Below are 13,715 nucleotides of genomic sequence, written 5' to 3' on the forward strand. Positions count from 1 at the left end.
TTTATTTATGTGAAAGCTTAAAAAAATCTAATTAAATCTGCTCAAATCTGCCAAATCTGCGTGAAATTTTTTGGATAATCTTTTACTCCTCTGTCAATAATTTGATCAGACTTTCATCTCTTTGATATACGTCTTTGTAGAAATTTAGTTCGCCTTTACGGTCTACCCAAGCAGTAAAGTAACCGATATATACGGGAACTTTCTTTTTTAAACTCACCCAATTTTCTTTTCCTGCGTGCATTGCTTTATCAATTCTTGCTGGAGTCCAGGTTGGATCTTGTTTTAAAAGTTCAATAGCCAATTCTCTTGGTTTCCCTACGCGAACGCAACCGTGGCTAAAAGCTCTGTTTTCTCTTTCGAATAAACTTTTTGCAGGCGTGTCATGTAGATAAATGTTATTTGAATTCGGAAATAAAAACTTCACCAAACCAAGTGAATTATTTTTCCCTGGTACCTGACGAACGGCACCATTGTTCCATTCCAGGTTTTTCTGCGCCAAATAATTCTTGTTTTTGGCCATTCCGGGTTTGATTTCTTTGTTGATAATACTTGTGGGAACATTCCAATACGGACTAAAAACAATATTATTCATCATTCCGCTGAAAATAACGGTTTTGGTCATCGCTTTTCCAACCACAACTGGTGATACAAAAGCAATTTCATGATCGCGAATCAAATACAATCTAAACTCCGGAATATTAACTTCGATGTATTCTTTACCTTTTTCCAGTTGCGGATCAATCCATCTACAACGTTCCATATTGGCAATAATCGTTTTGATTCGGTCTGAAACCGGAATATTTAACTCGTCGATATGTTCTTTTAAAATTATATTTTTTGGTGTTAATCCGTGATGTATTTCGTAGTTTTTTATTGCTTTTATCAAAGTACTATCACACACATTACTTTTGTCATTTTCTTTTAGCTCTCCGGTAATATAAAGTCTTTCTCTAATTTGACCAATAGCGCCAACAGAATCTCCAATTTTAAAGTTTTTAAAATCCTCGCCAACCTCAACAGTTTTCCATCCTCCTTTTTTCTCTATTTCTCTGTATTGATGCAGTGCATCGCGAAGCTTGTAATATTGACTGAACATTTTGCTCTTCTTGTCATCGCTGATGGTGGCCTTCTCATGAATTGAATCTGAAAAAACTTTATAATCAAGTTTCTTTCTGGGTAAAAGCCATTCTAATTTTGCTACTGTTTTTTCATCTGCACCAGAGATTTTCTGAACATAATAAAAATACAAGTTTGAAATCATCAAATCGGTATCAATCTTTGACAATTTATTTTCAGCAATATTATCAAAAACAGCATTGATTTTTTCGTTGTACGGAAAATTGGCACTCAAACCTTCTGTTTCCAATCCTTTGTATTTATTGAATAACGTATTTCCAAATTCCACAACGCCTTTATTGTCCAACCACAATTGAGTAGATTTTTTTTCTTTGTATAAATCTAAAACCTTAGTTTGGAATTTAACCAACTTCGGATAAGATTCATAAAATTTAGAAACAGCAACGCTGTCAATATGAAGTTTTAATTCCGGCACTACTTTTTCTGAAGTCTTCTTTAAATCATCTTTTTTTTCTGACTTAGAATTACATGAAAAAACTAAAAACAGAACAATAACAACGACAGGCGAATAGAAAATTTTCATAATAATATTTTTAATAAAAATAAAAAAGTTTTAATGAAAACAAACCGTTTCCGGGAAAAATAATATTGCCTTTACAAAGCAAAATTTCCGTCTTAATTCAGCTTCGGTAAAAGGCATAAAAAAAACTCCAAATACATTACATATTTGGAGTTTTTCCCTTTATAAATCAACCTTTATTTTAGATTACCGTTCCTTTAAGGGTAAGAATTTTTGGAGTCGTTTCGGCACTTGTTGTAACCGTTACTGTTTTTGTAAAAGCACCTTTGTTTGCTGCATTATAAGTAGCTGTAACTTTAGCTGTTTTACCAGGTAAAATTGGTTCTTTAGTATAATCTGTTGCAGTACAACCGCAAGATCCTTGCACATTTGTAATTACAACTGCTGTTTTTCCTGTGTTTTTAAATTCATACACAATTGCTTTTGGCGTTCCTTGTGGAATTTGTCCTACATCAATTGTTTCAGCTTTCCAGGCAATTGTTGCAGCCGTTGTTTCAATCTTAGAAGCAATTACTTTTGCAGGTACAATTGCTGAAAAAGACATTAGGCCTAAAGCCAAAGCCAACATTGAGATTTTCATAATTTTCATAGTTATTATATTTAATGGTTATTAGTTCTAAATTTATATTTCAAAAGTACTTCAGACAAAAGCAAATCGCTGTTAACCGGTTTCAAATCTTTGTTAACGACTTGTTAATCGCTTTTTTTCACTATAATTTTCATTAATATTACATTCTAAAAAACACACTTTTCTTGAAAATAAATAAACTTAATAGTATTATCCTCTTAGGATTGATCGCCATTATCAGCATATTGGTGGCGCAATTGCTTTGGACCAAAGAGGCTTTTACATTGGAACAAAAAAAACTAAGTCAAAAGGCCAATATTGCTTTACTGGAAGTAGCCAGAAAATTATACGATGGAAAAGATCATGAACCATCGTGTCAAAATCCTGTTCGAAAAATTTCTAATGATTATTATATCGTAAACATCGAAAATGCTTTTGAGCCAGATATTTTGGAATTCTATTTAAGATCAGAATTCAAGAAAATGCATATTACAACCGATTTTGAATATGCGGTGTACAATTGCCAAAGCGACGAAATGGTTTACGGAAAATACATTTCATCCTCTGAAAAAGGAAAAGCAAAAAAAGCAGTTTCCTTTCCAAAACATAAAGATCTTGTTTATTATTTTGCAGTTCGTTTCCCTAATGAAACCACTTATTTATTCAGTTCGATGCGTTTCTGGTTTATCCTTTCGATTGCATTAATTTTGATTTTATTGATTTATGTCTATTCTATTTTTACGCTTTTACAGCAAAAGAAATATTCTGAATTGCAAAGGGATTTCATCAATAATATGACGCATGAATTCAAAACACCGTTGTCATCCATTTTAATTGCTTCCAAATATTTGATTGAACAAAATCCAATTAAAGAAGATAAGAAACTTCATACTTATACGGATATTATAATCAATCAAAGCAATAAACTCAACAGTCATATTGAACAGATTTTAAATATTTCGAAAGCAGATTATTCGCCTTTGGAACTAAAAAAAGAAACGCTCTTAATTGTTCCGATTATTGAAGAAACGATTGAAAATATTCAGATGAAATATCCTGAAGCCACAATTAAAATCGATAGTACTTCAGCAGAATATTATATTGAAACAGATGTTTTTCATTTTAGCAATTTAGTTTACAATTTGCTTGACAATGCTGTAAAATATTGTTCTGAAAAACCTGATATTACGATTCGGATTTCAGTAGAAAATCAAATTTTGAAACTCGCTTTTATTGATAATGGAATCGGAATTTCTCCTAAAAACATTTCACTTATCTTTGATAAGTTTTATCGCGCTCAAAATGAAAAAAGTAATGAAGTAAATGGCTTTGGACTTGGATTATATTACGTCAAAGAAATCTGCAATCTTCAAAACTGGAAAATAAAAGCCGAAAATAACTCCGAAAAAGGCATCACTATAACTTTGTCAATTCCTTATAAAAAATGAAACAATTCAGAATACTTTATACCGAAGACGATGAAACCTTAGCGTTTTTAACCAAAGACAATCTGGAACAAAATAACTACGAAGTTATTCATTGTCCCGACGGAAAACTGGGTTTGGAAACCTTTAAAAAAGAAAGTTTTGACATCTGTATATTCGATATTATGATGCCGAAAATGGATGGTTTTGAATTAGCAACTGAAATTAGAAAAGCCAATACCGACATTCCGATTATTTTTCTTTCTGCCAAAACTTTAAAAGAAGATCGTATTAAAGGATTACGTTTGGGTGCTGATGATTATTTGGTTAAGCCATTTAGTATTGAAGAATTACTTTTGAAAATCGAAATTTTCTTAAAGCGCTCGCAGAAAAATATTCCGGTTGAAAAAGCGGTTTATGAAATTGGAAAATACCAGTTTGATACCAAAAATTTTATTCTTTTTAATGAAAATGAAAAAATTGGTCTCACGCAACGCGAAGCTGAATTATTGAAGTTATTTCTCGATAATAAAAATTCGGTTTTAAAAAGAGAACAGATTTTGACCTCACTGTGGGGAACCGATGATTATTTTATGGGAAGAAGTCTGGATGTTTTTATTTCGCGACTGCGCAAAATCCTGGCAAATGAAAACGGAATCTCGATAGAAAATCTGCATGGAATTGGATTCAGATTTTCGATCATATAATTACTTGAAGCTGAAAATTTTGAATCGTAAATAATAACAATTCTTTTAAAAATAAAGAATAATCTGTAAATTAAATTTGAAAAATCTTTGTATTTTTAAGTTCTAATTTTCCACGATATGAAATTACATCATTTACGTAACGCTACTTTAGTTATTGAAACGGAGCAACATGTGATTTTAGTTGACCCGATGCTTGGAAAAAGAAAAACGATTCCGCCCTTTACCATCTTTCGTTATAGCCCTCATAGAAATCCTTTGGTTTCTTTGCCAAAAAACAGTCGGGAAATTTTAAGCAAGGTAACTCATTGCCTTATTACACATTTACATCCGGATCACATCGATAAAGCTGGCGAAGTTTTTTTAAGACGAAAAAGCATTCCGGTAATCTGCAGTGTGCAAATTGAAAAAGAATTAACTAAAAGAGGTTTAAACATCGCTCAAACTTTAAAGTATTGGGAACCTCAACCTTTTCTGGACGGAAAAATAACTGGAATTCCTGCCATTCATGGTTACGGATTTATCGCAAAATTCATGGGAAATGTAATGGGCTTTTTTATTGAATTGGCCAATGAAAAATCTATTTATATAAGTTCAGATACCGTTTTCACGGAACATGTACAAAAAGTTTTGGTTGAATTCAAACCAGACATTTCAACCGTTGCCTGCGGAACGGCGAGATTGGATATTGGCCAGCCTTTATTAATGCGAATGAACGATATTTTGAAGTTCACGGCATTGGCACCTGGGAAAGTTTTTGCGAATCATTTAGAAGCTTTGAATCATTGTCCTACAACTAGAGAGCAGTTGAAAAATGCTTTATTAGAAAATGATCTTTTGTCTAAAACGGCTGTTCCTGCTGATGGGACTTTTGTGGAGTATTGAATTTTTATACTCTTTGCTTGCTAATCTTTGGCGAGTTACTTGCGGGGATTACTTCGCTAGTTCGCTATCGCTCGTGTCCTTCTCCGTTGGAATGACATACTGGACGGATAATGTAAATTTTGATAACCTTTGTCGAGTTACTCGCGGGGATTCCTCGTTCCTCGGAATGACAAACTGGACGTAAACACTTGATTTAAATTATTGACAAAGTAACCACAAAGTATGTCATTCCGAGGAACGAGGAATCCCCGCAAGTAGCTCCGTAATCCTATTCAAATAAGTAATTCAAAAACTCAAAGTCAGGATTAATTGTCTTTATTAATTCTATTTTTTTCTCTCTTCTCCAGCCCTTAATTTCCTTTTCTCTAGCAATTGCTTCATGAATCCAAGTAAACTTTTCATAATACAATAAAAATTCAACATTATACTTTGAGGCAAATGTTTTATTCTTTAATAAAATATTCTCCTGATGCTGACTTAATCTTTTCCGTAAATTATTAGTAACTCCTGTATAGAAAACAGATTTAGGTTTATTCGTTAAAATATAAATATAGTAAGTATGAAAGCCTTCTTGAAATAGCATAATTTAGTAAGATTCTTTTTTTAATAAAAATAAGAAAAATCCTAAAATAAATTATAATACTAACAACCCAAACTCTCGTAAAGTATTAATTGGCTTTGAATACCAAAACAATTCGAAATCATCCAATTGCGTTTCAAAATCAGTTTTTACTTCCTGAAAAGTATAATTCTTAGCGTTTGAAATCGAGATTTTACTCAAAATTTCGACTAGCCATTCACCTTCATTTTTATTGGTCTGAAGGTTGAAACTTTCCTTTTTATCATGAAAAGTAAAACTCATCATTTCCCAGGAATTTCCTTTTTTTGATTTTGTGAAATGTTCTACTGAAGGTTTTCCGCCAAGCCAAACTACTTTTGCATTTGGTTTTGTATTGAAATCATTACCTTCTTCAAGGGCATTAAAGATAAAATCGGGATCAATTTTAGTTTTTGGGATTTTAAAATCGAACCAATCTTGCAGTTCGTAGTCGAAACAGATTCCATGCATGAAATTAAAAAGGGATTTCTTTAATCCGAAACTGAATTTATCGTGGTTGATTCCTGTAGAATCTGTGTAATCAATATCGTTATTAGCGAAAGTTCCAATGGCTTCTGTTGCTTTTGTAACGCCAAATTTCTCTGGATACAAGCCAACAGGGCTATGAGCAGTCATTGCAAATTGATGCCAAAAACCAGACTGCAGAATTCCGGCTTCAAACAATTGACGCACCATTTCGAGACTGTCAACTGTTTCCTGGATGGTTTGCGTTGGATATCCGTACATTAAATACGCGTGAACCATGATTCCGGCTTCCGTAAAATTGCGGGTTACTTTTGCTACTTGTTCAACTGTAACGCCTTTGTCAATTAATTTTAATAATCGGTCTGAAGCTACTTCTAAACCACCTGAAACGGCAATACAACCAGAAGCTTTTAAGAGCAAACATAAATCTTTCGAAAAGCTTTTCTCAAAACGAATATTTGTCCACCAGGTTACGGCTAATTTTCTACGTAAAATTTCTAATGCTAATGCACGCATCAAAGCTGGCGGTGCTGCTTCATCAACAAAATGAAAACCATTTTGACCCGTTTGAAGCATCATTTCCTCCATTCTGTCACACAACAAATTGGCCGCAACTGGTTCGTAAACTTTGATATAATCTAATGAAATATCACAGAAAGTACATTTTCCCCAATAACAGCCGTGTGCCATCGTGAGTTTGTTCCAACGGCCGTCGCTCCACATTCTGTGCATTGGATTTACGATTTCGATAACCGAAATGTATTTATCCAAAGGCAAATCAGAATAATCCGGAGTTCCCACCTGTGCTTGTTTATAATCGTGTTTTAGAGAATTGTTTTTGTAGACCACTTCTCCATTTTCCAAAAGAAAAGTTCTTTTATAGGAATCAGAGTTTGGATTTTCTAAATTGAAAATTAATTCTTCAATTGGAACTTCTCCGTCATCCAAAGTAATAAAATCGAAGAACTCAAAAACACGTTTATCAGAAAGGGAACGCAATTCGGTATTTGGGAAACCGCCACCCATTGAAATCTTAATTTCAGGATAATTTTGTTTTACCCATTGTGCGCAACGAAACGCGCTATATAAATTCCCCGGAAAGGGAACAGAAATTAAAAATAATGTTGGTTTTACCGCTTCAATCTTAGCTTTCAAAAGTGAAATTAAAATTGAATCTATATAGGTTGGTTCTTGCTGTAAAGCTTCATAAAGTTGATCAAAAGAATTCGCACTTCGGCCTAAACGTTCGGCATATCGGCTAAAGCCAAAATTTTCATCAACACATTCTACAATAAAATCCGAAATATCTTCCAGGTATAAAGTTGCTAAATGTTTTGCTTTATCCTGTGTTCCCATTGTTCCGAATGCCCAATCCAATTCTTCCAATTGAGCAAAACGAGAAGCTTCTGGTAAAAAATCTTCCTGACAAATCTGTAATGCTAGTGTTGGATTTTTTCCCTGCAAAAACTGAATTACGGCATCAATAGTTTTGATGTATTCATCTTGTAAAGCAAAAATACGTTTTGAATTATCGGAGATTTCAAAACCTGAAACCTGAAACTTGAAACCTGAAACATCAAACAAATCTATAAGTCCTTTCTTCGAAAACAATTCCAAAATCACATCAATACCCAAATCAGCCTGAACCGATTCGATATTTTTGGTGTTTAGAAATCCTTTTATATAAGCTGTTGCCGGGTATGGCGTATTCAGCTGTGTAAAAGGAGGCGTGATAATAAAAAGCTTTGTTTTCAAAAGAAATGTTTTTGCAAAAATAAGGGATATTTAGAGACTTTCTAGGAAAAGATTGACGAGGGTAATTTTAGTTTTATTTTGTAGATATTTAATTACATTTGTTGCAATCCAAATTTTTCAAATGAAGCATACATTACTTTTGTTTTTTTTAATAATTACTATTCAAACTTTTTCACAAAGTAAAAACCAATCTATTGGTTTTAAAGAAAATAAAGGTCAGATTATTGATCAAAAAGGAAAACCAAATATATCGGTAAAATATCTCTTAAATTCTAATGGACTAAATGTCCAGTTAAAGAAAAATGGATTTTCGTATGATGTTTATGAAGTCAAAAAAACACCTTCAAAAAATCCAAGAAATGAAAGAGAACTTTCTTCGAACCTTCCAAAAAATCAAAAAGAAGAACAGCCTGACTTTAATCTTGAATACACTTTTCATCGAATTGATATTGACTTTTTAAACTCCAATTCTAAAGTTGAATTTATTACGGATCAGAAATCAAATGATTTTGACAATTATTACAATGTTCCTAATAAGCCTGAGGGAATTACAGGTGTTCACCAATACAAACAAATTACTTACAAAAATATCTATCCCAATGTTGATGTTGTATTTTCAATTCCGAAAGATCCGCAAAAAACGGTTGAATATAATTTTGTAGTTCATCCAAAAGGAAAAATCTCTGATATTCAATTAAAATTTAGTGGTGCTGAAACTGATTTGGTTGATAACAAAATCCAAATAAATGTCCGTTTTGGAAAAATGGAAGAAACATTGCCTGCGAGCTGGATCGAAGATGGATCAAGTAAAAAGGAAATTGCGGTTGGGTATAGAAAGATTAAGAAGGATGTCTACGGGTTTGATTCAGCTCATTCAGTTGATGGAAAGACGATTGTAATTGATCCGGTGCCAACGAGACTTTGGGGGACTTACTATGGAGGAGAAAATATTGAATCCTCTACTGCAATTACAACTAAAGATGGTTTTGTTTATTTGGCAGGTATTACTTATAGTGATAATAATATAGCATCATCAGGTGCATATCAAACTACAAATTTATCTACTTGGGATTATGATGCGTTTTTTGCTAAATTTAATTCTGATGGAACTAGAGTTTGGGGAACATTTTTTGGAGGCACTCATGCGGACTTAATAAATAAAATTAAATTATCCAGTCTTAATAATATTTATATTGCGGGAACAACTTTGAGTAGGACCAATATTTCAACTGTTGGAAGTCATCAATCAAATCCAGGATCTACACAATGGAATTCTTATGATGGCTTTTTAGCCAAGTTTAACAATAATGGAATACTTCAATGGGCAACTTATTATGGTGAGGAAGGTTATGATATAATCAATGGCTTAACTATTAATACAGATGAATCCATTTTCGTTTCTGGAGAAACAAAAAGCGATAAAAATATTGCTACTGAAAATTCTTTTCAACCATTATTAATTATTAGTCCATTACCTAGTGGTTCAGCTTCTTCAGATGCATTTATTGCAAAATTTGATTCTAGCGGAGTACGCCAATGGGGCACTTATATAGGAGGAAATGGAGATGACTTAATTACTGATTCTCAATTAGATTCCAATGGTAACATTTATTTTTTGGGAATAACTGACAGCAATAATAACATTTCGACACCTCTTTCTTACCAACAAAGCATTTCAAGTTCTCAGATGGATGGTTTTTTAGTTAAGTTTGATGTTGACGGAAATCGTATTTTCGGAACATATATTGGAGGAAATAAATTAGATTATTTTCATAATCTAGGAATAGATTATGAAAATAATCTTTACTGTTTTGGAGAAACAGAAAGCGATTTAAATATTAGCACTACAGGTGTATTTCAAGAAAATTTTACTGAAAATACATTAAGAAGAAGCGGCTGTATTTTTAAGCTAAATCCTGATGGTCGAAAAATCTGGGGAAGTTATTTCTTTCCTGAAGTACTGGGTGGATCTGTAAAAGCAAATGGTACTATTTATTTCACTGGAAGAGCTGAAAATGGTTTTCAATCCACAATTGATAGTTATCAAGAATTTAAAAATACGGGAACAGATTCCTATTTGGTAAAATTCAACACTAATGGTCAAAGAGAATGGGCGACTTATGTTGGTGGAGAAATGGCAGATAATGCATTGCTAACAGAAGTAGAAAATAATTCAAACATATATCTGGCGGGAACCACACAAAGTAAAACTAATATTGCCACATTAAATACATTTCAACCAAATCTATATCCCGATACTAATAGTTATACATTTAATACAGGGGATGCTTTTTTGATAAAATTTCAAGAGTGTCTTTCTAATCCATCAGCTTCCAGCAATTCTCCAGTCTGTACTGGAAGAACATTAGAGCTTAAAGCTTCAGGAGGAACCAATTATTCATGGACTGGACCAAACGGTTTTACATCAACAGATCAAAATCCGACAATTATAAATGCAACTACACTTAATAGCGGAGAATATAACTGCCTAATTACAGGAACTAGCGGTTGTGATGACACCAAAAAAGTCAATGTTGTTATTGGAGATATTGAAGGTCCTATACCTGATGTAGCAAGTCTTTCACCAATAACTGGTGATTGCCATACCACAATAACTGTAATTCCGACTGCAACAGACGCATGTGCCGGTGCAATTACTGGTTCTACTTCAAATCCCTTATCCTATAATTTACCCGGAACTTATACCATTGTATGGAAATATGATGACGGGAATGGCAATATTTCACAGCAAAATCAAACTGTTACTATAACAAGCCAGCCAGTTCCAACTACGATTACGCCCCAAGCCTTTTGCATCCAACAAAATGCGACTTTAGACGATATTGAAATCGTGGGGCAAAGTATAAAATGGTACAATGCTCAATCAACTGGGACACTTTTACCAAATACAACATTACTTCAAAATGGAATAACTTATTACGCTTCACAAACCATAAACGGTTGCGAAAGTGAAAGAACCCCTGTGACAATAAACATTCAAAATACGCTTCCTCCAACAGGAAGTGCAAATCAGCCTTTTTGTTCAGCACAAAATCCAACGATTGCAAATCTTGATGTTACAGGAAATTCAATAAAATGGTATGACGCATTAAACGGTAGCTCTCTGTTACCAGAAACTACAAGTCTTGTTGATGGAAAAACCTATTATGCTTCGCAAACTGTCAATGCTTGTGAAAGTCCAAGATTTGGAATAACTGTTTCAATTGTAAATACACCATCTGCTCCTATATTATCTGGACAAACAGAATTCTGTAAAACCGAAAACGCAACACTAGATAACATCCAAATAACAGGACAGAATCTAAAATGGTATGATACCAGTTTTTCTGCTGCTGTTTTACCAAATACTACTTTACTAGAAGACAATAAAACATACTATGTCTCACAAACTGTGGGATGTGAAAGTGACAGAACTCCAATTTTAGTTCGTGTTTATGATACAGCATTACCAACAGGAAGTACTTCTAAACAATTTTGTATTGATGAAAACGCAACACTTGCTTCTATTGGTATTATTGGAACTAACCTTAAATGGTACAACTCGGCAATAAATGGATCTAATTTACCGGAGGCAACTTTATTGCAAAATGCTACTTATTACGTAAGTCAAACCTTAAACAGTTGCGAAAGTAAAAGATTTGCTATTAAGGTGGAAATTCAAGATACACAAAACCCAATCGCAGATTCGCCACAAAGATTTTGTATTCAAAAGAATGCTTTAATTAGTGATATAGATATTAAAGGAGAAAACATAAATTGGTTTGAGAATGCGTCTTCTTATATTAGTTTATCTGCATCAACTCCTCTCGAAAACGGAATTACCTATTATGCTTCTCAAACGATAAACAGTTGCGAAAGTGATAGAATTCCGATTACAATTCAAATTCTTGAAGCAACGAACGGCGACTGTATTAATTTTGTTGACGAACTTCCTTATTCAAAATTCTTTACACCAAACGGAGACACCTTTCACGACACCTGGACAATTGATTTTGCTTATTTAGCTCCTAACACCGCAATAAGAATATTTGATCGCTACGGAAAATTCATTAAAGAACTTCATAAGGACATGGCTTGGGATGGAACTTATTTAGGAACGCAGGAACCAACAGCAGATTATTGGTTTACTGTTACAAGATTAAACGGAACAGAATTTAGAGGACATTTTAGTTTGAAACGATAAGAATTATAAATAAGAAAGCCTTTAAAAAATTAAAGGCTTTCTTATTTATAATCACTTTTATTTCGTTTGTACCAAAAGCCAATTTGAAATTTCTTCTAATGCAATTGGAGAAAACGTTTGTTCAATTGTTTCATATTCGCTTGGTGCACCTGTTTGACATTCCTGAAATAAATGATTCAAATTTGGTAATATTTTTGTTGTTACTTTCTTATTACCACTATTTATAAGAGTCTTTTTAATAGCCTCCAAATTAACTTCAGCAGGAACTTGTAAATCTTTGCTTCCATTCAATGCTAAAACAGGACATTTTACTTTTTCTAAAAAGGGAACCGGGTCTAGCTTTATAAAATTATACCACCAGGTATTTGTAACTTGTGCTATTATTAATTCCACATCAGCATCCTTTGACGGATCATTATATTGTGTTTTTAAATAACTACTGATATTATTTTTTAAGTTTCCATCATTTACAGTAGAGGCAATAATAAGATCGTAGGCACCTTTAAAGATTTCTTTCTCTTTTTGAATTTCAACTTCAGGCATTCCGCTTTGTCTTTTTATCAATTCATTTTGCAAAAGCAATATTTTATCACCACGAAGTCCCGGTCCGGCCAGTAAAACAATAAAATTAATGTCCTTTGAATTTCCTGCTACCATTGGAGCTATTAAACCACCTTCGCTATGCCCAATTAAACCAATTTTCTTTTTATTGATTTCAGTACGGGTTTTTAAATAATCAACTCCTGCCTGTATATCACTTGCAAAATCTACTGTAGTAGATGTATTAGTATTACCTGTAGATTCGCCAACTCCACGATCATCTAAACGCAAAACTGCAATTCCTTTTTTAGTCAAATAATCAGATAAAACTAAGAATGGTTTATGTCCAAATATTTCTTCATCTCTATTTTCCGCTCCACTTCCTGTGATTAAAATTACAGTTGGAAAATTTCCTTCTTTTTTAGGGAGTGATAATGTTCCTGCCAAAGTAATATTAGCCGTTTTGTTGAGAAATTTTACATCTTCAGTATAATACGGATATGGCTTTTTAGGTTCTTGCGGCCTTGAAAAAACTTGCTTTTGAACAATTTCTTTAGACAAATTAACTTCAAAAGATTGTCCATTTTGGGTAAGTTTACCAACAATAATATTGTCTTTATTCAGAGTTCCTTCATACGAACCATTAATTACAGGAATTTCTAATTTTAAAATAGAATTTTCAAAAGTTGTTGCTGCCACCAGAATTCCGTTCGCATTTTGATCCGGACTATCCACAGTAGAAACATATCCAGTTTCTGTTTTACTAATATTGGCAACAATTCTTAGCTGAGCTCCCGGAACTTTCAAAAGACCATTCCATTGACCTTCAATTTCTTGCCCTATTGCTAAAGAGGAAGCTAAAATTGTTATTATAATAAGTATTGCTTTTTTCAT

The 13,715-nt window shown here is 33.1% G+C and carries 9 protein-coding genes; 4 read left to right on the top strand and 5 right to left on the bottom strand.

Going from position 1 to position 13,715, the window contains the following annotated elements; translation table 11 throughout:
- Positions 1-82 precede the first annotated feature (82 nt).
- Complete coding sequence (locus tag BUA98_RS12730) at positions 83-1,660, bottom strand: L,D-transpeptidase family protein (protein ID WP_072973018.1); 1,578 nt, start codon at positions 1,658-1,660, stop codon at positions 83-85.
- Between the two features lie 178 nt (positions 1,661-1,838).
- A complete protein-coding gene (locus BUA98_RS12735) occupies positions 1,839-2,246 on the bottom strand; it encodes a DUF1573 domain-containing protein (protein WP_072973019.1) in 408 nt (135 codons plus the stop codon).
- A 164-nt stretch (positions 2,247-2,410) separates the two neighbouring features.
- On the opposite strand from BUA98_RS12735, the gene BUA98_RS12740 reads away from it, so the two are divergent.
- The 3 genes from BUA98_RS12740 to BUA98_RS12750 all read left to right on the top strand — a co-directional run bounded on the left by BUA98_RS12740 (position 2,411) and on the right by BUA98_RS12750 (position 5,238).
- The gene (locus BUA98_RS12740) at positions 2,411-3,673 is read left to right on the top strand and encodes a sensor histidine kinase (protein ID WP_072973020.1); all 1,263 of its coding nucleotides are present in this window, start codon (positions 2,411-2,413) and stop codon (positions 3,671-3,673) included.
- The gene (locus BUA98_RS12745; protein ID WP_072973021.1) at positions 3,670-4,356 is read left to right on the top strand and encodes a response regulator transcription factor; all 687 of its coding nucleotides are present in this window, start codon (positions 3,670-3,672) and stop codon (positions 4,354-4,356) included. The genes BUA98_RS12740 and BUA98_RS12745 overlap by 4 nt, the downstream gene beginning before the upstream one ends.
- 117 nt (positions 4,357-4,473) lie before the next feature.
- Positions 4,474-5,238 carry an MBL fold metallo-hydrolase gene (locus BUA98_RS12750; RefSeq protein WP_072973022.1) on the top strand — a complete coding sequence of 255 codons (765 nt, stop codon included), beginning with the start codon at positions 4,474-4,476 and terminating at the stop codon, positions 5,236-5,238.
- A 268-nt stretch (positions 5,239-5,506) separates the two neighbouring features.
- Here the strand turns inward: BUA98_RS12750 and BUA98_RS12755 are convergent, their stop codons facing one another.
- Both BUA98_RS12755 and BUA98_RS12760 read right to left on the bottom strand, forming a co-directional pair.
- Positions 5,507-5,821 carry a GIY-YIG nuclease family protein gene (locus BUA98_RS12755; protein WP_072973023.1) on the bottom strand — a complete coding sequence of 105 codons (315 nt, stop codon included), beginning with the start codon at positions 5,819-5,821 and terminating at the stop codon, positions 5,507-5,509.
- A 51-nt stretch (positions 5,822-5,872) separates the two neighbouring features.
- Positions 5,873-8,077 carry a B12-binding domain-containing radical SAM protein gene (locus tag BUA98_RS12760; protein WP_072973024.1) on the bottom strand — a complete coding sequence of 735 codons (2,205 nt, stop codon included), beginning with the start codon at positions 8,075-8,077 and terminating at the stop codon, positions 5,873-5,875.
- A 121-nt stretch (positions 8,078-8,198) separates the two neighbouring features.
- Between BUA98_RS12760 and BUA98_RS12765 the strand changes: the two genes are divergently transcribed.
- Complete coding sequence (locus BUA98_RS12765) at positions 8,199-12,281, top strand: DUF7948 domain-containing protein (protein WP_072973025.1); 4,083 nt, start codon at positions 8,199-8,201, stop codon at positions 12,279-12,281.
- A gap of 57 nt (positions 12,282-12,338) precedes the next feature.
- On the opposite strand, the gene BUA98_RS12770 is transcribed toward BUA98_RS12765, so the two are convergent.
- Complete coding sequence (locus BUA98_RS12770) at positions 12,339-13,715, bottom strand: alpha/beta hydrolase family protein (protein WP_072973026.1); 1,377 nt, start codon at positions 13,713-13,715, stop codon at positions 12,339-12,341.

This window comes from Flavobacterium saccharophilum, from assembly GCF_900142735.1.
In the GTDB taxonomy this organism is placed as follows: domain Bacteria; phylum Bacteroidota; class Bacteroidia; order Flavobacteriales; family Flavobacteriaceae; genus Flavobacterium; species Flavobacterium saccharophilum.